A 19866-nucleotide genomic window follows, 5' to 3' on the forward strand; every position below is an offset into this window, starting at 1 on the left:
GACCGCGCCGCTCACGCCGCCCTCCGCGCCTGCAGGCTCGCCGGATCGAAAGCCGGCGTCTTCTGGTTGGTCAGTCCGCTCTTGATCGTGCCGAGAATCTTCGGCTCGGCCGGCGAGACGCCGGCGGGCAGATGCGTCTTCAGCAGGCTTTCCGCCTCGGCCGATGAGAGTTGGCCGCCGCGCACGAACTCGCCGAGACGGCAGGCAGCCCAGAACACGGCCGCATTGCGGTTGCCATCGCCGGCGCGCTGCGCCGTCGCCAGCGCGCCGCGTACCGAGCGCTCGACATAGAGCCGGACCCGCTCATCGCTGATGTCGCGCGCCGCATATCGCCGGGCCGAGGGGGATGCGGCGCGCCGCGCCGCGACCTCGGCATCGGGAATGAACTCGCCGGTGATCACCCCGCGCAGGCGCCGCGGCAGCGGTGGCAGCACCTCGCCGCGAGGAATCACCCACTCATAGGCCTTGCCGTCGGACATGATTGAGGGCGGCGCGATCACATAGCCGCCCTCGCCGCGCACATCGATATGCGCCAGCTCGGCCGGGCATTCGCCGGCTCTCAGGAAGGCGCGGAAGAGGCCGGCACGATTGCCAATAACGCCCTCGAAGCCCTGCCCCATCCGGGTGAGCCGTGCAGAGATCTCCGCCAGTGTCGCTTCATCCGGCCAGGTGAACCAGAGATGCAGCCCGCCGCTCTGCGTCCGCGAGATCGGCGGCTCGATCACCTCGCCGGTCTCGCCATCGACATGGGCGAGCCCGCCGCACCAGTCATGCAGCGCCGTCAGCATCGCCTGCGCCGAATGCTCCTTCGGATCGAGATCGACGACCACGCACGAGGAGCGCAGCCCGGTCGGAAAACCGATCAGCGCATCCGGCCAGCGCCGCCACCAGTCGCGGATCTGCGCCGGCTCGCGCGAGGCGAGCCAGTGCCCGCCATCATGCCTGCCGGGCGCGCTTTCACCCGGCAGATGCGGCGCCTTCGAGCCCGCCTTCTTGTCGGCGGTCGCCTTGCAGGGGAAGACCGGGAAGCCGCGCGCGGCATGGTCGAGAGCGTGGGGGAGCATCGTCATGAACGGCACCGTGACATGCCGGGCGAGTGGTCAATCGTGACGGCACGTCGAAACGCGAGGCGTAAAAGATGTGTAACAGTTACACACCTTTTGCTTGACCCAAGCCGTAAAGGTGTGTAATGTTTACACACGATAACGGAGCCGCTAAGATGCAGTCGCGAGAGTTGATCAAGGAACTGGAGCGCGACGGCTGGCAGCTTCACTCGATCACCGGCAGCCACCATCACTTCAAGCACCCGGTGAAGCCGGGCAAGGTGACGGTGCCGCATCCGGTCAAGGACATGCACCCCAAGACGGTCAAATCCGTCAGACGAGCAGCCGGCCTCCTCTGAGGCCGGAACGGAGCGAGAGAGATGAGCAAGAGCTATATCGCCCTGGTCCACCGCCCCGAGGCGACCTCTTATTGGGGCGTTACCTTCCCTGATTTTCCCGGCTGCGTTTCGGCCGGCGCGACTTTCGAGGAGGCCTTCGCGAACGCCCGCGAGGCGCTCGCCGGCCATGTTGCTGCCATGCGATCCGATCGCGAAGCTATCCCCCAGCCCTCGGTCTTCGATTCCGCGCTGCTCGATACTGTCTTCGCCGAGGATATCGCCGGCGGCGCCATGCCGGTGTTTGTCGACCTGATCGACGTGCCCGCGCCAAAAGAGCGGATCAACATCATGGTGGACCCGGGCACTTTGCGCCGGGTCGACCAGGCGGCGCGTGCCGAGGGCGTGAGCCGCTCGAGCGTTTTTGAGCGGGCTGCCGAGACCTGGATCAATCGGTCTTCGGCGCAAGCGAAGACGCTCGACACCGATCTCGATGCTGCGATGCAGAAGATCGAGGAGGCTTTGTCGCTGATGCCAGAACAGAAAGTTCCGAAGCGGCTTCCTCCGAATGTTGGTCGCCTGGCGGAACGCAGGAAAGCTTGACAGCATTGCCTTACTCCGCCGCTTCGAGCGCGACCGGCCGCTCGGCATCGAGCAGGTCGAACAGGCTCGGGATCGCGATCTTGTCTTCGGCGGCGGCGCAGTGCATCGCGCCGTCGAGGAAATAGCCGGGGTTGAGTTCGACGCCGATGCCCTTGCGGCCGAGCAGGATCGCCCGATAGGGCACGGTCATCAGCCCGCCGAATGGATCGAACACGGTCTCGCCCGGCATCGACATCTGCGCGATGACGCGGTCGACGATGTCGAACTGCAGCGGGCAGAGATGCATCTCCTTGCCCTTGGCGTGCTGCGCGCCGTTGAGCGTCCGCATCCGCGTCACGTCGCTCCAGACGGCCTCGTTCGGCGAGTGTGGCGGCAGCAGCATGAAGGTCGGCGGCAGGCGCCCGCGCGTCTCAAGGGCTTCGGCGATCGCGACGTGATACTCGAAGTCGTAGACCGCCCCGAGGTTGAAGCGCTTCCACAGCTTGTAGATGTCCGAGGCCGGCAGGCCGACGAGATCCTCAGGCTTCAGCGCCCGGTCGCCGGACGAGCGCAGATAGCCATGCGCGTCGATCTGCCAGCGGGCGCGGCTGTAGCCATCGGGATTGATCCAGGCCGCGGCCGAGAGCTCGGCCGGGTCACCTTCGCCGGGCAGATCGTCGCCGGGCTCGGCCTCAGCAGGGCCGAACCACTTCTTCGCCTTGGTCACCCGCCGGTCAGCATAGGAGTTCGACAGGTCGGAGGGCGGCTTCCTGAACAGCAGCAGGTATTCGGGCGTGCCGCAGCCCATCTTCGAGCCGTCCTTGCACTGCTCAGACCAGCCCAGCCGATAGGTCTGGTTGTTCTCGCGCACCACGTCGGTGGTGATCGTCTTCATGCCGAGGAAGGCGAAGCCGTGCTTCCGGAAGTGCTGGATCGTGTCGCAGTGGAAGGTCGAGACGGTCTGGAAGCCCAGCCCGTTGATGCCGCCGGGGACGATCCGGTCCTTGACGTGGATCGCGGCCACGCGGCCGGGCGCCAGCGCCTTCAGCAGCGACGGCGTCAGGAAGTCCATCTGCGCCCAGAAATGCGGGTCGCTGTCGGTGTGGCCGAAATCGTTATAGCTCGGCGTGTATTCGTACTGCGTCGAGAACGGGATCGAGGTCACGATCAGGTCGACGCTGCCTTCCGGCAGAGCCGCGGTCTCGAGCACCGTGTCGTTGTTGACGATGCGATGGTTGGCGCCCTTGATCTCGACCCGCTCGACGCCGATCGAGCGGGCGAGAGCCGAGGCCATAGCCTGCTCGTTCAGCCCGTATTCGCGGATGATCTCGCCCATTTGCGCCACCATGTGCTCGTGCTGCTCCCACTTCCGCAGCAGCGTTCGCAGGATCGTCTGCTCGCCCTCGGACGCGATGATGTGGATGTCGACCGGGTGCGGCTGTAGGAACCGCTGGATGCGATGCACCGCCTGGATGAAGTCGTTGAACTTGAAGCCGATGCCGAGGAAGATCGCCCTGTGGCAGTGGCGCTGGAAGTTGCAGCCTGATCCGGCGATCACCGGCTTTGCCGCCAGGTGCTGGAAGGCTCCATCGCTGAAGGCGACGATTGTCTCCTCGCGTTCGTCGAGTTCCTGTGAGCCGTAGACCGAGCGCACGCCTGGTACCGCCACTTCGATCGCGTGGCGCTCGGCCTCGAGGTCGTGCCAGAGCAGGAAATGCGCCTCCGGCTCGGCCGAGAGGATCTCCTGCATCTTGGTGATGCGGGCGGCCAGGCTATCGCGCTTCTCGCGCGAGGCCTCGACCACGCCGAGCGCCGCATTGCGCAGCAAGATGCCCTGCCCATCCCGCTCTTCTGCTCGCGTCACCACGTCGGATGCGACGGTGTGATGGTGCACGCGCAAGGGCGGCAGATCGTAGCCGGTATCGTCGAAGCCGAGATCGCTCGGCCGCTGCACGAACAGCGCCCAGGACGAGACCCAGAGCCAGAACTCCCGCTCCTTGTGCGGGTGGATGGTCAGGCTGTCCGCCTTCTCGCTGTTGCGCTTGAAGAAGCGGGTCTTCGCCTCGCCTACATCCATGATTTCGAGGAAGGCGGAATAGGCCAAGAGCTCGATATAGTCGTTCGGCGAGGGCGTCGCGGTCGCGACCAGCTTGAAGGCGACGCCGGCGAAGAGGCGCATGAACTCGCGAAAGGTCTTGCTGCCGCCGAAGCCGCGCAGGCAGGACGCTTCGTCGAGGCTGGTCACCGAGAAGTCGCGCGGGTCGAGCTTGCCGTCGCGCACCGTCTCGTAATTGGTGACATAGAGCCCGGGCTCCGCCGCCTCCTCGATAGAACGGATGAAGCTCAGGCTGGGCACACGGCTCAACCGCCCCGCCTGCCAGACGCGCAATTCCTCGCGCTGCGCCTCGGTGATATCCGGGTGATCGCCGGTCGCCAGCACATAGGCATCGCGCCGGAATTCCTGCCGCACGCCGAGCGGCGCGGTGATCAGGCCGCGCCCGCCATTCTTCTCGATGACGATCCGGCAGAACTCGATCTGCATGAAGGTCTTGCCGAGCCCGAAGGCCGCGAACAGCCCGCGCCTGCCGCCGGCCAAAGCCCAGCGCACCATGGCGCGCTGATGCGGCTTCAGCAGCGGATTGATCTCGCTGTCGACAACCTCGATCCCGCTGCGTTCGGCGATGCGGGTCTTGGCGCGCAGGAAGTCGAGATAGGCCGCGCTCATGGCGTCGCCCTCCCGGTCCGCTTAATCGCCGCGGAGACGCTGTCCCAGAGGAGGCAGGCGAAGTCCCAGCGCGACCAGAACTCGGCATCTTCGATATCGCCCGGGGCGGCGACATACTGCGCATGGGCCTTCCGCTCCTGACCGCGGTCGGGAGCGGAATGGAGGATGCATTCGCCCCAAACCTGATCGGTGCTCGACCAGTGCGAGCAGTTTTCGCAGCGCCGCCGGCTCATACTGCCAGCGCCTTGCGAACAACGCGGCGGGAGCGCCGGCGAGCGAGGGCCAGGCGCAGATGCTGCGGAAAGAACACTAGGAACTGGGCGATCGGGCTTGCGTCCAACAGCCGCAGAATGGATTGCGCCGAGCTCAGTGCTTCGGCGCGTCGCTTGGCGGCCGTTAGAGCGGCCCCCGCGATCGCATCGAGCTCGGGCTCGAAGCGCGTCGTCTCGAGAATATGGATGCCGGCCGCTTCCTGCTGCGCCGCACCTTCGAGTTCAGCAATGATCGCCGAGAGATTCATTTCACCGCCCCTTCCTGAACAGCGCCATCTCGGCCGTGCTCCAGAGCGCGCCGGGCGCATCTCGGCTGTCGACAAGCGCCTGCGCCGTCTCACGCTTGAGCCCGAGCACCACGGCGATCACCACGGCGGAAAAGCCGGCGCGGGCCATGCCGCGGCCGGCCGAACGGCGGAAGCGCCCAACCTTTTCGAGGACGAAGCCCCGGCTCATGCCGCCGACCTTTGCGTCAGGCGGCAGCGGCCCCTGCCCTTGCCGGTCGGCTTGTAGAATTCGACCAGGCCGAGATCGCGCAGGTGGTTCCAGGTCGTGCGCGTCACTGGCGCACTTTCGCCGGCCGCCAGCAGCACGCCGTTGCGGTCGAAGCAGCCATCGCCATTGCGCTCGCGCAGCCAGGCCAGCGCAGCTTCCTGCGCCTTGGTCATGCCGCCGTCCTCTGCGGCAGATCGAGCACCGGATAGAGCGCCGGCGCATGCTCGAAGAGATCGGCAAGCGCAGAGAGATCCTGCGCAGCCGGATGCGGTGCAACCTTTCTGGCAGCAGACCGCACCAATTCGGCCGCTCCGACCACGATCCCGCCGGCTCGCAAGCGATGTGCCCGGCGGACGATCGCGGCGAGGATGCTGCGGCTGTGCTCCGGCAGCGGCGGCGCCAGACGCTCGGTGAATGGCGGTTCCGGAGCCGCGGCATCTGCGAGGCGAAATCCGCCGGCGACCTCGACGATCAAACTGGAGAGCTGCAGCGTTCCGAGCGTGCGCCCGAGCCAGCGGCGATCCTGCGCCTGCAGCCGCTTGCCAATATCGTTGCGCGAAACGGCTGCGCCCTGCCCTTCGGCTACCATCGACAGCACCTGCGCCGCGATCGAGCCGGGCTTGAGTACCCCCCGCTTCGGCATGTCAGGCTCCCGCCAGAGCGGCGAGACGGTTGGCTAGGCGCCCCATCTCTTCCTGGTGCTTGAGCAGGGCGGCCAGCAGCGCCTTGGCTTCGCCCGGCGTCACTTTCTGGTCTTCGAGCGCCTCGGCAGCCTGCGCCGTGAAGCGGGCATGGCTGCCGGTCGAGCGCACGATCTCGGTCATCAGGTCGAGCGGCCCGCGATCACCGTCGGCGATCGGCACCAGCTGGTGGCCCGTCAGGCTTGCCAGCAGCCGGGTCATGATCGGCTTGCCCGTTGCGGCCTCGAGGATGCCGATGACGTGCAGCGGCATCAGTGAGGGGTAGTTCTCGCTGCACCACTTCGAGATTTCGCCCTGGCTGTAGGTCGCCATCGACTCGACGCGCTGCGGGCCGGTCTGGCCCGGGGCGGCGCAGGCATTCACCAGAGCACGGGCCCCAGTTTTGAGCAGGGTCATCAGCCCTTCGGGCAAAGAGGTATCGCTCACGAAAAAAGCTCCTGTGCTTTTTCGTTGGGAAAACGGCGGTAAGGGTCGAAGGTCGGTCCGTCAGATCACGGAGGCGGAACCCCATGGTTGAGCAGGCAAGACAAACGAGGATCGACACGGCGCGCGGCGAATTGCGCCGGGCACTCGTCGAAATGGCGAAGGCGGGCGGGCTGCGTCATGACGCAGGCTCCGCCAGAGAAAGAGACGAAGGTGGCAGGAAGTCCTCGGCGGCGAGCGCAATGCCCAGCCGGGAGGCTTCCGCCAGAAGCTTGGGATGATGGTCCTGCGGAACGCGGCCGCCAGTGCCGCCCTTGTCACGCGGCCGCTTCCAGTTGCTGACCCGAACGCGGCCGATCCCGAGAATCGATGCGACCCTCGTCGGGCCGCCGAAGCGGGAAATGATGGTGGAGGCAGGTTCCATGCACATCAATGTACCCGATCTAGGTACGAATGCAAGGGGGCACGTTCCCAGCATGGGGCGCGACATCGGAACGCCCGAAATCTATCTTCCCGGCATGGTGAAGGACTGGCTGGGCGAAGGCCTAAAATTGCGAAACATGAGCCAGGCGGAGTTCGCTCGCCAGCTCTCGGAAAAGCTCGGCCGGAACTACATGCGCACCGCCGTGAACAAAATGGTTCACGGCGACCGGGTGATCACCGGCCAGGAGATGATAGCCGCCGCCGAAATCCTCAACATGACCGCGCCCGGCCTGAGCGGCGCCGCTCCGCAGGAGGTCACGCCGTCGACCGAGCAACTGGTTTCAGTGGTGATTGCCGGGAAGGTCGAGGCCGGCGCCTTCCGGGCGGCGCCTGACTATACGGACATGGAGCCGGAGACCATGTTCGAACCGCGTGACCCGCAATTCCCCTGGGCGAGGCAGGTGGCCTTCGACCTGTCCGGCGACAGCATGAACCGGCTCCTGCCTCGGCCCATCCTCGCCGGCGACCGCATCATCTGCGTCGACTTCGACGACCTGGGCGGACGGGTCCCGCTGCGCGATGGCATGGTGGTGGTGGTTGAGCAGACGGCCGATGGCGGCCATCTGCGTGAATGGAGCGTCAAGCAGATCGAACTGTATGATGACAGGATCGAGTATCACCCTCGATCGACGAACCCGACCCACAAGCCCATCATCGTGGCGCGCGATCCGGACGCGGATGATGGCCGCAATGTTCGGATACTGGCGCTGGTACGCCGGATCACGAACCTGGTGCCGTTCTAGCGGAACAGCACGCGCGGCGGCAGCCCTGCCCTGCCTTTGCCCTTCTGCGCCACGACAGGCTCGGCCGAGCGTGCGTCCAGCACCTGCAGAGCCTCGGCAAAGCAGGCAGGGTCCATGGCGAGATCCGCGCAGGCCGTGGCGATCAACGCATCGTTTCGAGACATGAAGCGCAGCACGCCCCAGAGGAAGCCGGGTGTGCTCGCCGCCGCCCGGATGAAGTCCGGCTTGATCCCGCTCTCCTCGAGGAACCAGCCGATCCGGCTGGGCTCGCGGCCGAGCCAGCCCAGTGTGGTGATGGCGAGGCGCTCGGCGCGATCGCGCTTCTGCTCCTCGGCGAACGAGATGACCTGTCCCTGCATCATGTGGCCTCTTCTAACTCCACGCGGTTGACGCCAACGATCGTCCCGATGGCGCTCTCGCAGGCCGCACAGAAGAACGACTGCGCTTGCAGGAATGCGCTCTCCAGCAGCTCTTCGATGTCGCGCGGCGCATCGTCGGCCTCCGGCACATCGAGCATGTGCGAGGTGTTGCGGCGGCAATTCTCGCACTGCAGATGCAGCTTGAAGCGGGCGGCGATCATCGTCTCGGCTCCTTGTCGGGACCGCGACAATCTGACTCGGTTAATAGAACATATCAAGAACACAGATGCCGCAGATGATTCGATCCTGACATCAAGCCCTCCGCATCATTGGACCCGGATCGGGTTCACGTATTGACACGTACCTTGATTAGGTACATTCTGCCGCCATCAACCGATGGAGGCCGCCTTGCTGCAGCTCGCCAGGCAACCAGAACGCTCCGCCCTCACCGGGCGCGCCTATCTAGAATCCCGCATCGCCCAGCATGACGGCTATCTCTGGCCGTTCGATCGGCCGCAGATGCTCATGCCCGGGCCGATCCGCGAGCGCATGGTCGAGGATATCGGCAGGCTCGTCCGCGATGGCGGCGAGGAGGCCATCGTCAGCCTCGCCGATCTCGTGGCCCTCGGCTGGCCGCTGGCCAGTGTCGAGGCCTGCGGCGCCGCTGCCTTCGCCGTCTTCAATGTTCAGGAGGCACGGCGGGAGCGCGAAGAGCTCGACGGAGCCGGCCGACCCTTTGTCGAGGCCGCCGCCCTCCTCCTCTTTTGCAGCGCCGCTTTGCTCTGGGCTGGCGTCGGCGCGGGCGCAATCTGATGCTGATCGCCCTCGCGCCAGTCATCGCCGACAACGACCCGCTGCCGGCCGAGATCCTCGCCACGGCGGACGGCGCCAGCCACGCCGCCGGCGACCTCCTGATGCGGACATCGAGCCTAGCGGGTGCGATCCGCCGCGGCGGTCCAATCGACATGGTCGAGGAACAGTTCCGCCTCGCCGCCGACAAGGCCAGGACCATCGCCGAAGCCTGCGAGCGCGCGGCCACTGGGCTTGCCGCAATCAGCCATGGAGGCCGGCAATGACCGAGCGCCAGAGGCAGAGCCTCATCGACCTTATGAACAGCATCCTCGCCTGCAAGTGCTGCACGCCGGACATCCGCTTTCGGGCTGAGAACCTGCTGGCGAAGCTGCATCAGCCTGCCGGTGGCTGGTGGGAACGGCTCTTCGGAGCGCGGTCATGACCTGGATTCAGACCGAGCAAGGCCGCGCCTTTAATCTGATAGAGCCCGACTGGCGCGAGGTCGATTTCGACGAGATGGCCAATTCGCTGGCGCGCCAGGCGCGCTTTACCGGCCACGTCAGCGCCGGCGCCTATTCGATCGCGCAGCATCTCGTCGTCGGCGCCGACATCGTCTTCCGCGATACCGGCAAGAACGATGCCGCCGCCAACTTCCTGCTGCACGATGGCGAGGAATACGTCATCGGCGACGAAGCGACGCCGAAGGCGATGGCCGAGATCGAGATCGCCCGGCAGATGTATGGCGAGGAGTTCGCCAAGCAGTTCCGGGCGGTCAAGCGCGAGCTCAAGCGCCGCGTCGAAGTGGCCGTCTATCGCGCCGCCGGCCTGACCGACTATGGCTGCGACCTCTACTTCCGCGACCTCGTCCACGAATACGATCTGCGGATGCTGCTGACCGAGCGGCTGCATTTGCTCGGCAAACCGCCGCGGCCATGGGCGCCGGAGATCGAGCGGCTGCAGCCCCTGCGTCTGCCCTACCCGCTGCAGGTCTGGCCCTGGCCGAAGGCCGCCGACGAGTTCCGCGAGCGCCTGCGCCGTTACCTGCCGGAGCGCTTCGGCCCGGCCCGCGCCAATCCAAAATCCGGCCCGCGACGCGATGGCGCGCGCCCCACCCGTCACCTTCAGGAGGCCTGACTATGGACCAACATGTCAGCGCAAGCGAAGGCGCTGTGCTCGCCCTTGCGACGAGCGATGCCCTCAACCTGCTCAAGTCGCACCTCGCTACGCATAACTCTCCAAGCGTAGAGGTCATCAAGGCGCTGGCGCTGGTCGCGGACCAAATTGGCTACGACATCGTCGTCATCGACGACGATGACGAAGGCGAGCCGCCGCTCACCCTCGATGCCAACGAGATCGACGAAGCCCGCGCCCGCGCCATGCGAGGCGAGATCAAGGACGCGGTCATCCATCTCGGCCGAGCCCTTCCCGGCGATTTCTCCGTCATTGCCGATCGTATTGGCGACCATCTCCGGAGCTCAAAATGAAACTCGTCATCGAGCGCGCCGCGCTGCTAAAGGCGCTGGCGCCAGCGGTCCGGATCATCGAGCGCACCAACACCATCCCGATCCTCGCCAATGTCCGGCTGGATGCCGAGGGCGTTCGACTGCGCGTTACCGCGACGGACCTGGATATCGAGATCCGCGGCGAGGCTGAGGCCGAGGTCGAAACGGCCGGCGGCATCACCGTCCCAGGAGCGCGGCTCAATGATATTGTGCGCAAACTGCCTGACAACAGCCGCGTCACAATTGAAGCGAGCAAGGAGAGCGTTACTGTCCGCTCCGGCCGTTCGCGCTTCCAAATGCCAGGGCTGCCGATCAGCGACTTCCCGCAGATAACGCCCGGCACCTTCACCCATGAATTCGAGCTGCCGGCCGAGACTGTCGCCGCGATGCTCGCTGCGACGCAGTTCGCTATCTGCACCGATGCCACGCGCTACTACCTCAACGGCATCTTTCTCCACGCGCTGGAGCAGGACGGCAAGACCGTCATGGCAGCAGTCGCGACTGACAGTCACCGCCTCGCCCGCTTCCTGGTCACCCTGCCGCAAGGCGCGGTGGGGATGCCGAACAGCATCCTCCCGCGCAAGACGGTCGCGGAGATCGCTCGGCTTGTCGATAAAGCGAAGGAGCCCCTATCGATCAGCCTCGGCGGTGAGAAGATCCGCGTCACGCTCGGCGCCTTCACGCTCTCGTCGAAGCTGATCGACGGAGTCTATCCCGACTATCAGCGGGTCATCCCCTGCGCCAACGACAAGCTGGTCACCGTGGAGGCGCCAAACTTGGCGGGCGCTGCCGATCGCGTCGCGACCATTTCTGGCGAGCGAGGGCGCTGCGTCAAGCTTGCCCTCGCCGACGGTCGCATGGAGCTGACGGTCACAAACCCAGATTCCGGCTCTGCCCGCGAGGAACTCGACTGCGAGTATGAGAGCGCCCCGATCGAGATCGGGTTCAACGCCAGATACCTTAGCGAGATCCTCGGCATCCTCGGCGGCGACACAATTCAGATCAGGCTCTCCGAGCCCGGCGCCCCTGCGATTCTCCAGACGCGCGAGGACAGCCCGCTGCTCACCGTGCTCATGCCGATGCGCGTCTAGCGCGCTGCTCGCTCACGCTCACAGCGGAAGGATCGCCTTATGTCCAAGGTCAATGCATCGGTTGAATATGGCCCGTTCCTCATTCGGGCAGTCGAGGCCGCAAAGGACGCTTACCTCCTCTCTCTTGCCGGAACGCCAGAGAGCAATGACGATCGTCTAGCGGCGGGCGAGGTCCTTGTAGCCTATGCCCAAGGCGACATCGACCTCGAGCGTGCCATCCGAGATCTCGGCGGCACGGTCGAACTCAAGAGCTTCGACCTTATCGCCCATCTCGTCCGGCAGCGTGCCTTCAGCCTCAAGACTTTCGGCCCAGGCCCGCGCACCAAGGGCGTGCTCGATCATATCCGCAAGGAGCTGGCCGAGATCGAGTCCGATCCGTCCGACATCTCGGAATGGGTCGACGTGATCCTGCTCGCGCTCGACGGCGCCTGGCGAGCCGGCTGGGAGCCCGAGGCGATCGCCGAAGCGATTGAGGCCAAGCAGACCAAGAATGAAGTGCGCAACTGGCCCGACTGGCGCACCGCCGATCCTGACAAGGCCATTGAGCATGTGCGCTCGGCCGAGAAGCCAGCTGCGCCGCGCCTTTCCGGCAACTGCGGAGGGTTCGATGGCTGATCTTTCCAACGACGCCCAGGAGTTGGCCCGCTTGGGCCAGAACCTTCGCGAAGCCGAGGAGGCCTTCCAGGTTGCCAACGCAGCCGAGAGCGGCGCGCGGCGCGACCGCACCGCCGCACTCAACCGCCTCAATGATCACCAGAAGAAGCTCGACGCCTTCATCGAGAAGCTGAAGGCGGCGAGCCCGCCGGACGGCGCCTGGAAGCAGCAGGCCCAAGCAAATGGCGCAGCTTCATCGCAGGAGATTCGTAATGGCTAACCTCGCCTCGCCCCGCCGGCGACGCGACGAGGCCGCGCGCGAGAAGACCGCCGACCTCTTCAGCATGTCGCCGACGTGAAGCAGCCTGACTGCCCCCTGCGTGAACGGATCGAGCGCGCCATGATGACGCTTGCCGCCATCATGGAGGATGGCGGCGAGGTCTACGCGCCGATCTTCGAGCGGCTCGAGCAGGAGCTCGCCGCCCTGGACCGCCGAGACTCTGCGGTCGAACGCGCGCGTCGCCTGGCCCGCGGCAGGCCGCTGCTGTCTCAGACTTTGAACCCGGCCGGCGCCTTATAGGCAATCCGCTGCAGCCAACGCTGCTTCTGCGCCAGATCCGGCCCCTTGCCGTAGCGCTCGCGCGTGAACTTGTGGCCCATCAGATCGGCCTGGATGCGGTCTGGCGCTTCAACCTCGGTGAGCCGATCCTGAAAGCTGTGCCGGAACGAGTAGAGCGTATGCTTCTCGCTCTCCAGCAGCTTGTTATCGTCCAGATACTTGTTCACCACCGCCGACAGTCCGGTGTTCTTGTCATAGTAGCGCTCGATCCCGGCCGGGCGCAGCTTCATCGCCGCGAGCGCGATGCCGACGAGCGGGATGTCACGCGGCCGATACTCGGCATTCTTCTGCATCGCCCCTTCCCGGCTGACGATCGAGACATATGGCACCTTGGCCTTGAGATGGATCGTGTTCTCTCGCAGGCTGGTCACCTCCTCGGCCCCCATGCCCGTCTCGACGCAGACCAGCATGGCGACCCGGGCGTCAAGGTTGAGGCCGGCAAGCGCGCCGGGCGCGAGGATCTTGCTCTCGACCCAGGCGCGGCTGAAGGGCGGGCGCGCCCGCTTCATCTCACTAACGGCCAGCTTCGCGAAGATCGGATCGAGATCGAGCTTCAGTTCCTCGCTGAGGGTCGAGAACATCGTCGACAGATGGCCGATCTGCTTGTTCATCTGGTTGCGGCCGTAGCCCTCGTCCCGGATGCGGGTCAGCCAAAGCTCCTGGAACTTGCGGGCATCGTCGCGGGTCACCGCGCCGATCGGCTTGTCCTCGCCGATGCAGTCGACGAACTCGTTGACCGCGAGGATGCGCGCGTCCTCCCAGCGCTTGATCTGGTCCTTGCGCTTGCCGAGCAGCTTGCCGGCCGAATAGACGAACCAGAGCTTGCGCGCCTCGCTGAGGATCAGTTCCGGCTTCGCTTCCCCGCCGAGCAGGGCCGTGCTGGCAGAACGATCGCGCGGCCGGTCTTCGAGAGATTCGAGCCGGTCGAGGATATCGGCGAGCTTGCCCTGCGCGATCTCGGCGGCCGAGCGATAGACGAAGCCTTCGAGCCGCGCCCGTTCCAGCGCCGCATGATAGCGCCGCCACGCATCCGGCCCGCCCTGAGCGGCGAGCGAGGCCCACAGGGTTTCCAGCTCGCGTTCCGCGACGATCGCTCCCTTGATCGCCTCCTGGCGGTCGCTCGTCTTCAGCGAGATGCGCACGATCACGCGCCCGTCGAACTCGACGAACGCCTTCGGCACGCGGCGCACATAGTAGTAGATGCCGCTGCGCAGGCTGATGCGGTCGATCGCTGTCTTCGCCACTGCCAACATCCGCGTTGTTACGCAGATTGTTACGCAGATATGCGGACAAAAGTCAAAGAGCCGCCCGACTGGATGACTTTACTGCATTGATTTTATTGGACAATTCCGAAAATCGCCACCTGCGAAAGTGGCTGGGGGACTAGGATTCGAACCTAGACAACCAGAGTCAGAGTCTGGGGTCCTACCGTTAGACGATCCCCCAACGGGCGCGCTTGGTGCAACGCGTCGGATGGGCGCGGTCTAAACAACCTCACGCCCGGTTGCAAGCCTTCTGTGACGATTTCGACATGCAAGGCGGTCACAGCGCCTTGCGAGGCAGGCCGAAACGATCGGCGATGCCATGCGACAGGGGCGTTTGCGCGCGGGAATGCTTCAGCCGGCGCTGAGTGTGCGCCTGACCGCGTCGCGCCAGCCAGCGACGTGGTGGCTGCGGGTTTCCTCGGCAAGGCTCGGCGAGAAGCGCCGCTCCAGCCGCCAGCGATCGGCGAACTGGGCCGGCTCCGGCAGCAGGCCGGCGTCGAGGCCGGCGAGATAGGCCGCGCCGAGCGCCGTCGTCTCCAGCACCTGCGGCCGGTCGACCGGGGCGGCGAGGATGTCGGCGAGGCGCTGCATCGTCCAGTCGGAGGCGACCATGCCGCCATCGACCCGCAGCACCGTCTCCGCCCCGTCCGCCTCCGGCCAGTCGGAGCGCATCGCCTCGAGCAGATCGAGCGTCTGGAAGCAGACCGAATCGAGCGCGGCGCGGGCGAACTCGCGTGGCCCGGTATTGCGGGTCAGGCCGAACATGGCGCCGCGGGCGTTGGCATCCCAATGCGGCGCGCCGAGGCCGGTGAAGGCCGGCACCAGATAGATTTGCTGCCCGGGATCGGCCTTGGCCGCGAGCGGGCCGCTGTCGGAGGCCTTCTCGATGATGCCGAGCCCGTCGCGCAGCCACTGCACGGCAGCACCGGCGATGAAGATCGAGCCCTCCAGCGCGTAATGGCGCACGCCCTTGAGCTGGTAGGCGATGGTCGAGAGCAGGCGATTCTGCGACGTGACGGCCTTGGTGCCGGTGTTGAGCAGCGCGAAGCAGCCGGTGCCATAGGTCGACTTCAGCATGCCGGGCTCGAAGCAGGCCTGGCCGACGGTCGCCGCCTGCTGGTCGCCGGCGATGCCGCGAATCGCGATCGCGCCGCCAAGCAAGCCGGGGTCGCTGTCACCGAAATACGCCGCGCAGTCGCGCACCTCCGGCAGCATCGCCGCGGGAATGTCGAGCAAGGCCAAGAGTTCCTCGTCCCATTGCCCTTGATGGATGTCGAACAGCATGGTGCGCGAGGCGTTGGTCGCGTCGGTGGCATGGACGCGCCCGCCGGTGAGGCGCCAGAGCAGGAAGCTGTCCACCGTGCCGAAGGCGAGCTCGCCGCGCTTCGCCCGCTCGCGGGCGCCGGGGACATGGTCGAGGATCCAGGCGATCTTGGTGCCGGAGAAATAAGGATCGATGCGCAGGCCGGTGCGCTCGGTGACGAGCTTGCCGTGGCCGTCGGCTTCCAGCGCGGCGCAGCGCTCGGCGGTGCGCCGGTCCTGCCAGACGATAGCGCGATGGATCGCCTGGCCGGTGCTGCGGTCCCAAACGAGCGTGGTTTCGCGCTGATTGGTGATGCCGATCGCCGCGACCTCCCCTGCCCGCGCCTCGGCGCGAGCGAGCGCCTGCCGACAGACCGAGAGCGTGCTCTCCCAGAGATCCTCCGCTTCGTGCTCGACCCAGCCCGAGGCCGGATAATGCTGCGGGAATTCCTGCTGGGCGCTGGCGACCGGCTGCAGATTCTCATCGAACAGGATGGCGCGGGAGGACGTCGTGCCCTGGTCGATCGCCAGAATCATGCGCCGCGCCGCCATGCCGTTTCTCCTGATTGGTCGCCGCCGGCTTGGTCACGCCGGCCAAGGCCGAGCTTTGCCGCGAAGACGGGACACAGGCAAGCACGGCCGAAGCTCGCCGCAGTTTCGCCACAGGTTCCGCTTGGCAGGGGCCGCGTGCTGTTGTTACGCTGCCCTTCGAATGGAAACGTTCCAGCTTCTTTGCTGGACTCCGGCAGGCCACCATGACGGTCCTGACCGGCGAAGGGTTAGCAAGTGACGGTCGAAGACCGCCAGGACTCCGACCGCCCCCTCGTGGCGGCGATCCCTCTACCGGGCGAGCGGCCCGCGCCGCCGGACGCGGTTCGGTTCGCTCCGGCCCCGTTCCAGCGCCCTCATCCGACCACCTATGCCGCGCTCGATCTCGGCACCAACAACTGCCGTCTGCTGATCGCAAGGCCGGCCCAGCACGGCTTCCGGGTCGTCGACGCCTTTTCGCGGATCGTGCGACTCGGCGAGGGGCTCGGCGCCAGCGGCAAGCTTTGCGACGACGCGATGGACCGTGCCGTCGAGGCTCTCAAGATCTGCAAGAGCAAGATGGACCATCGCGGCGTGACGCGGGCCCGCCTGATCACGACCGAAGCCTGCCGGGCTGCGACCAATGGCGTCGAGTTCGTCCGCCGCGTCGGCGAGGAAGCAAGCCTCGAACTCGAGATCGTCGACCAGCGCACGGAAGCCTCGCTCGCCGTCACCGGCTGCGCTGCGCTGGCGGCGCCCGAGGCCGGCGCAGTCATCGTCTTCGACATCGGCGGCGGCTCGACTGAGATCGTCTGGCTCGGCGGACGCGAGGCCGGTCGTGACCCGGCCCAGCGCATCCGCGAATGGGCCTCGCTGCCGATCGGCGTCGTCTCGGTGGCGGAGCGCTATGGCGGCATCGAGGTCGGGCGCGAGAAGTTCGAGCGCATGGTCACCGATTGCAGCGAGGCGCTGGCGCCCTTCGCTCAGAAGGCGGCGGCGGCGCGCGACGCACCGAATTTCCACCTGCTCGGCACCTCCGGCACCGTCACCACCGTCGCCGGCATCCATTTGCGCCTGCCGCGCTATGACCGGCGCCAGGTCGACGGGCTGTGGATGCAGGACCGGGACATCTGCAGCGTCATCGACGAACTCGTCGCGATGGACTATGCCCAGCGCCAGGCCAATGCCTGCATCGGCCGCGAGCGGGCCGATCTGGTGCTCGCCGGCTGCGCCATCTTCGAGGCGATCCGGCGGGCCTTCCCGAGCCCGAAGGTGCGCATCGCCGATCGTGGCCTGCGCGAGGGCATCCTGCTCAGGATGATGCACGAGGATCGCGCCTGGTGGCGCCGAAGGCAATGACGACAACAAAATCCGGCAGCGGCGGTGGCGCACGCGACCTGCGCATCAAGGTCAAGAAGCCCGCCAAGCGCAGCCATTCCTCGCAACTCTGGCTCGAGCGCCAGCTCAACGACCCCTATGTGAAGCGGGCGCGCGAAATGGGCTATCGCTCGCGCGCCGCTTTCAAGCTCGCCGAGATGGACGAGCGCTACAAGTTCCTGAAACCCGGCCAGAAGCTGCTCGATCTCGGCTGCGCGCCCGGTGGCTGGTGCCAGATCGCGGGCGCCAAGATCGGGCTCGACAAGGGCAAGGGCCGGATCGTCGGGATCGACCTCCTGCCGGTCGATCCGATCCCGAATGTCGAGCTGATCGAGCTCGACTTCATGGCCGAGGAAGCCCCCGCCCTGCTGACCGAGAAGCTCGGCGGCAAGGCCGACGGCGTGATGTCGGACATGGCGGCCAACACCACCGGCCACAAGAAGACCGACCATCTCAGGATCATCGGCCTCGCCGAGGCGGCGCTCGAATTCGCCAATGACGTGCTGGCGCCGGGCGGCTTCTTTCTCGCCAAGCTGTTCCAGGGCGGCGACACCGCCGAACTGCTGGCGCAGCTCAAGCGCGACTTCACCCAGGTCCGCAACATCAAGCCGGCGGCGAGCCGGGCCGATTCCTCCGAGCTCTACGTGCTGGCGACGGGCTTTCGTCGCAAGACCGAGCCGGAAGCGGAAGACTGACGCAGACGCTCCGCCTCAAGCGTCAGCCAGCCGCCCATCGACCAGATGGATGCGCCGGCTGGCCTTGTCAGCCATCTCGGTGTCGTGGGTCACGGCGATCACCGTCTTGCCGCGCTCGCGCACCAGCGCGTCCAGAATCGCGAAGACCTGCTCGGAGTTCTTGCTGTCGAGGCTGCCGGTCGGCTCGTCGGCGAGGATGAGGGGCGGATCATTGGCGAGCGAGCGGGCGACCGCGACGCGCTGGCGCTGACCGCCCGAGAGCTGATCCGGCCGCTTGTCGAGATGGTCGGCAAGACCAAGTGCGCCGAGAAGCTCGGTCGAGCGCGCGCGCATGGCGGCAGCGGCGAGGCGGCCGAGCTTACGCATCGGGATCTCGACATTCTCGCGCACGGTGAATTCCGGCAGCAGGAAGTGGAACTGGAAGACGAAGCCGAGTGTCGCCAATCTGATCTCGGCCCGCTCGCGCTCGTTGAGGCGAGCTGTATCCCTGCCCGAGATGGCGAGTGTGCCCCCTGTCGACCGGTCGAGCAGGCCGAGCAAATAGAGCAGCGAGGACTTGCCCGAGCCAGACGGGCCGGTGATCGCGACGAACTCGCCCTCGCCGATCGTCAGCGTGATGTCCTGGACCAGCGTCACCGGCACGGCGGCGGGCAGGACGCGGGTCAGACCCTTGGTCTCGATCAGCGCGCTCATGTCGCGCCCCGGATGATGTCGACCGGATGGAGACGCGCCGCCTGCCTTGCCGGCAGGTACCCGGCGACCCCGGCCGAAACCAAGGCGAAGCCGGCGGCGATCAGATAGTGCCAGATGCTCCAGGCTAGCGGCAGGCTGGTGATCTCCTGAGCGACGCTGGCGCCCGACAATTCGAAGCGGACCAGCGAGAGCGCAAAGCAGAGCGAGAATCCGACCACCCAGCCGATCAGCGAACCGCCGGCGCCGAGCGCCAGCCCTTCCAGCAGGAAGAGGCGGCGCATATCGGTCTCGGTGAAGCCGAGCGACTTCAGGATGGCGATGTCGCGCGCCTTCTCATGGGTGATCGTCGAGATGATGTTGAAGATGCCGAAACCGGCGACGAGCAGGATCGCCCCGACGACCGTGTACATGATGACATTGCGGATCACGAGCGCCTGCAGCAGCGACTCGTTCGCCTCCTGCCAGGCCATCGCCTTGTAGCCGATCTGCGCTTCGGCCCGGCGCGCCACTTGCGGGGCGGCGTTGGGATCGTCGAGCTTCAGCCGGATCTCGTTGATCGCATTCGGGCGCTCGCTCAGGATCTGGGCGTTCTTGAGCAGGACATAGCCCTCCCCCTCGTCGCGGGCGGTGGTGCCCGTGTGGAACAGGCCGACGATCTTGAAGGCGCGGCTCTGGCCGGTCGAGGAGACGACGGTGACGGTGGTGCCGAGCTCGGCGCCGAGGCGCTGCGCCAGCTTGTCACCGACGACGATGTTGTTGCCGCCGGCGATCAGCGAGGTGAAGCTGCCCTGGCGGAAATCCTTGGCGAGCGAGGAGACTTTCATCTCGGCCTGCGGCTCGATGCCGATAATGGCGATGCCGACATCGCGGCCGGAATAGCGCACCACCCCTTGCGTCTTCAGGCTGAGCGCCAGCCGCCCCGGCACCCAGGCCCTGAGCATCGCCGTCGCCTCGGTCGGATTGAGGATGCCGCGCCGGTCGTCCTTCGGCCGCAGGCCGGCGATGTGGACAGCAGCAAAGGCATCCTGCGCCGGCTGGCGGCGCGCGGTGCGGTATTCGTCGGTGATGTCGACATGCGGCATGGTGTCGACGAGGCGCGCCACGAAATCATCCTCGCCGCCCTGCATCAGCGCGGCCATGGCGATCGAGAAACCGACGCCGAGCGCAACGCCGATGATCGCGACCAGCGTCTGCCGGCCGCGGCCTCGGATATGCGTCAGCGCCAAAGCGAGGATCAGGCGCACGAT

Annotated in this window: 28 protein-coding genes and 1 tRNA gene; 14 read left to right on the forward strand and 15 right to left on the reverse strand. The window is 66.4% G+C overall.

Annotated features, from left to right (window positions below):
- Positions 1 to 11: 11 nt before the first annotated feature.
- Positions 12 to 1070 (reverse strand): bifunctional DNA primase/polymerase, encoded by a 1059-nt coding sequence (locus BLM15_RS09045; protein ID WP_126112375.1) that lies wholly within the window; start codon positions 1068 to 1070, stop codon positions 12 to 14.
- A 149-nt stretch (positions 1071 to 1219) separates the two neighbouring features.
- Here BLM15_RS09045 and BLM15_RS09050 point away from each other — a divergent pair, with 149 nt between their 5' ends.
- Both BLM15_RS09050 and BLM15_RS09055 read left to right on the forward strand, forming a co-directional pair.
- Positions 1220 to 1402: a type II toxin-antitoxin system HicA family toxin gene (locus BLM15_RS09050; protein WP_126112377.1), complete on the forward strand. Its 183-nt coding sequence runs from the start codon at positions 1220 to 1222 to the stop codon at positions 1400 to 1402.
- Between the two features lie 21 nt (positions 1403 to 1423).
- Entirely contained in the window at positions 1424 to 1981 is a 558-nt protein-coding gene (locus BLM15_RS09055) for a type II toxin-antitoxin system HicB family antitoxin (RefSeq protein WP_126112379.1), read from the forward strand.
- 10 nt (positions 1982 to 1991) lie between these two features.
- Here BLM15_RS09055 and BLM15_RS09060 read toward each other — a convergent pair whose 3' ends face one another.
- The 7 genes from BLM15_RS09060 to BLM15_RS09090 all read right to left on the reverse strand — a co-directional run bounded on the left by BLM15_RS09060 (position 1992) and on the right by BLM15_RS09090 (position 7000).
- Positions 1992 to 4685, reverse strand: a complete 2694-nt coding sequence (locus BLM15_RS09060) for a DNA methyltransferase (protein WP_126112381.1) — start codon at positions 4683 to 4685, stop codon at positions 1992 to 1994.
- Between the two features lie 229 nt (positions 4686 to 4914).
- Positions 4915 to 5205 carry a hypothetical protein gene (locus BLM15_RS09065; protein ID WP_126112383.1) on the reverse strand — a complete coding sequence of 97 codons (291 nt, stop codon included), beginning with the start codon at positions 5203 to 5205 and terminating at the stop codon, positions 4915 to 4917.
- A gap of 1 nt (position 5206) precedes the next feature.
- Positions 5207 to 5413: a hypothetical protein gene (locus BLM15_RS09070; protein WP_126112385.1), complete on the reverse strand. Its 207-nt coding sequence runs from the start codon at positions 5411 to 5413 to the stop codon at positions 5207 to 5209.
- Positions 5410 to 5625 (reverse strand): hypothetical protein, encoded by a 216-nt coding sequence (locus BLM15_RS09075; RefSeq protein WP_126112387.1) that lies wholly within the window; start codon positions 5623 to 5625, stop codon positions 5410 to 5412. Before BLM15_RS09075 ends, BLM15_RS09070 begins: the two co-directional genes overlap by 4 nt.
- Positions 5622 to 6095 (reverse strand): hypothetical protein, encoded by a 474-nt coding sequence (locus tag BLM15_RS09080; protein WP_126112389.1) that lies wholly within the window; start codon positions 6093 to 6095, stop codon positions 5622 to 5624. Before BLM15_RS09080 ends, BLM15_RS09075 begins: the two co-directional genes overlap by 4 nt.
- 1 nt (position 6096) lies before the next feature.
- On the reverse strand, positions 6097 to 6579 hold the full coding sequence (locus BLM15_RS09085; RefSeq protein WP_126112391.1) for a hypothetical protein: 483 nt from the start codon (positions 6577 to 6579) through the stop codon (positions 6097 to 6099).
- Positions 6580 to 6754: 175 nt separating this feature from the next.
- Positions 6755 to 7000 (reverse strand): hypothetical protein, encoded by a 246-nt coding sequence (locus BLM15_RS09090; RefSeq protein WP_126112393.1) that lies wholly within the window; start codon positions 6998 to 7000, stop codon positions 6755 to 6757.
- Positions 7001 to 7052: 52 nt separating this feature from the next.
- On the opposite strand from BLM15_RS09090, the gene BLM15_RS09095 reads away from it, so the two are divergent.
- Positions 7053 to 7802, forward strand: coding sequence for a LexA family transcriptional regulator (locus tag BLM15_RS09095; protein ID WP_236846616.1), 750 nt, complete (start codon positions 7053 to 7055; stop codon positions 7800 to 7802).
- Here the strand turns inward: BLM15_RS09095 and BLM15_RS09100 are convergent.
- Positions 7799 to 8164, reverse strand: coding sequence for a DUF3572 family protein (locus BLM15_RS09100; RefSeq protein WP_126112395.1), 366 nt, complete (start codon positions 8162 to 8164; stop codon positions 7799 to 7801). The genes BLM15_RS09095 and BLM15_RS09100 overlap by 4 nt on opposite strands.
- Entirely contained in the window at positions 8161 to 8382 is a 222-nt protein-coding gene (locus BLM15_RS09105; protein ID WP_126112397.1) for a hypothetical protein, read from the reverse strand. The genes BLM15_RS09100 and BLM15_RS09105 overlap by 4 nt, the downstream gene beginning before the upstream one ends.
- A 187-nt stretch (positions 8383 to 8569) precedes the next feature.
- Here BLM15_RS09105 and BLM15_RS09110 point away from each other — a divergent pair, with 187 nt between their 5' ends.
- The 9 genes from BLM15_RS09110 to BLM15_RS09145 all read left to right on the forward strand — a co-directional run bounded on the left by BLM15_RS09110 (position 8570) and on the right by BLM15_RS09145 (position 12720).
- Entirely contained in the window at positions 8570 to 8974 is a 405-nt protein-coding gene (locus BLM15_RS09110) for a hypothetical protein (protein ID WP_126112399.1), read from the forward strand.
- On the forward strand, positions 8974 to 9237 hold the full coding sequence (locus BLM15_RS09115; RefSeq protein WP_126112401.1) for a hypothetical protein: 264 nt from the start codon (positions 8974 to 8976) through the stop codon (positions 9235 to 9237). Before BLM15_RS09110 ends, BLM15_RS09115 begins: the two co-directional genes overlap by 1 nt.
- Positions 9234 to 9395 (forward strand): hypothetical protein, encoded by a 162-nt coding sequence (locus tag BLM15_RS31325; protein WP_164547454.1) that lies wholly within the window; start codon positions 9234 to 9236, stop codon positions 9393 to 9395. Before BLM15_RS09115 ends, BLM15_RS31325 begins: the two co-directional genes overlap by 4 nt.
- On the forward strand, positions 9392 to 10087 hold the full coding sequence (locus tag BLM15_RS09120) for a hypothetical protein (RefSeq protein WP_126112403.1): 696 nt from the start codon (positions 9392 to 9394) through the stop codon (positions 10085 to 10087). Before BLM15_RS31325 ends, BLM15_RS09120 begins: the two co-directional genes overlap by 4 nt.
- A gap of 35 nt (positions 10088 to 10122) precedes the next feature.
- Positions 10123 to 10437: a hypothetical protein gene (locus BLM15_RS09125; protein ID WP_126112405.1), complete on the forward strand. Its 315-nt coding sequence runs from the start codon at positions 10123 to 10125 to the stop codon at positions 10435 to 10437.
- Positions 10434 to 11546 carry a DNA polymerase III subunit beta gene (dnaN, locus tag BLM15_RS09130; RefSeq protein WP_126112407.1) on the forward strand — a complete coding sequence of 371 codons (1113 nt, stop codon included), beginning with the start codon at positions 10434 to 10436 and terminating at the stop codon, positions 11544 to 11546. The genes BLM15_RS09125 and dnaN overlap by 4 nt, the downstream gene beginning before the upstream one ends.
- 39 nt (positions 11547 to 11585) lie before the next feature.
- Positions 11586 to 12161, forward strand: coding sequence for a dATP/dGTP pyrophosphohydrolase domain-containing protein (locus tag BLM15_RS09135; RefSeq protein WP_126112409.1), 576 nt, complete (start codon positions 11586 to 11588; stop codon positions 12159 to 12161).
- Positions 12154 to 12420, forward strand: coding sequence for a hypothetical protein (locus BLM15_RS09140; RefSeq protein WP_126112411.1), 267 nt, complete (start codon positions 12154 to 12156; stop codon positions 12418 to 12420). Before BLM15_RS09135 ends, BLM15_RS09140 begins: the two co-directional genes overlap by 8 nt.
- A 120-nt stretch (positions 12421 to 12540) precedes the next feature.
- Positions 12541 to 12720, forward strand: coding sequence for a hypothetical protein (locus tag BLM15_RS09145; RefSeq protein ID WP_236846617.1), 180 nt, complete (start codon positions 12541 to 12543; stop codon positions 12718 to 12720).
- Here the strand turns inward: BLM15_RS09145 and BLM15_RS09150 are convergent.
- The 3 genes from BLM15_RS09150 to glpK form a co-directional block, all read right to left on the reverse strand.
- Entirely contained in the window at positions 12690 to 14003 is a 1314-nt protein-coding gene (locus BLM15_RS09150; RefSeq protein ID WP_126112415.1) for a DUF6538 domain-containing protein, read from the reverse strand. The genes BLM15_RS09145 and BLM15_RS09150 overlap by 31 nt on opposite strands.
- Before the next feature lie 128 nt (positions 14004 to 14131).
- Positions 14132 to 14205 (reverse strand) — tRNA-Gln (locus BLM15_RS09155).
- Between the two features lie 170 nt (positions 14206 to 14375).
- Entirely contained in the window at positions 14376 to 15878 is a 1503-nt protein-coding gene (gene glpK / locus BLM15_RS09160; protein WP_126112417.1) for a glycerol kinase GlpK, read from the reverse strand.
- 234 nt (positions 15879 to 16112) lie between these two features.
- Between glpK and BLM15_RS09165 the strand changes: the two genes are divergently transcribed.
- On the forward strand, positions 16113 to 17213 hold the full coding sequence (locus BLM15_RS09165; RefSeq protein WP_236846618.1) for a Ppx/GppA phosphatase family protein: 1101 nt from the start codon (positions 16113 to 16115) through the stop codon (positions 17211 to 17213).
- The gene (locus BLM15_RS09170) at positions 17210 to 17926 is read left to right on the forward strand and encodes an RlmE family RNA methyltransferase (RefSeq protein ID WP_126112419.1); all 717 of its coding nucleotides are present in this window, start codon (positions 17210 to 17212) and stop codon (positions 17924 to 17926) included. The genes BLM15_RS09165 and BLM15_RS09170 overlap by 4 nt, the downstream gene beginning before the upstream one ends.
- A 15-nt stretch (positions 17927 to 17941) precedes the next feature.
- Here the strand turns inward: BLM15_RS09170 and BLM15_RS09175 are convergent, their stop codons facing one another.
- Together BLM15_RS09175 and BLM15_RS09180 are read right to left on the reverse strand one after the other, a co-directional pair.
- On the reverse strand, positions 17942 to 18619 hold the full coding sequence (locus tag BLM15_RS09175) for an ABC transporter ATP-binding protein (protein ID WP_126112420.1): 678 nt from the start codon (positions 18617 to 18619) through the stop codon (positions 17942 to 17944).
- Positions 18616 to 19863: an ABC transporter permease gene (locus BLM15_RS09180; RefSeq protein ID WP_126112424.1), complete on the reverse strand. Its 1248-nt coding sequence runs from the start codon at positions 19861 to 19863 to the stop codon at positions 18616 to 18618. Before BLM15_RS09180 ends, BLM15_RS09175 begins: the two co-directional genes overlap by 4 nt.
- Positions 19864 to 19866 lie beyond the last annotated feature (3 nt).

The organism is Bosea sp. Tri-49, assembly GCF_003952665.1.
GTDB lineage: Bacteria > Pseudomonadota > Alphaproteobacteria > Rhizobiales > Beijerinckiaceae > Allobosea.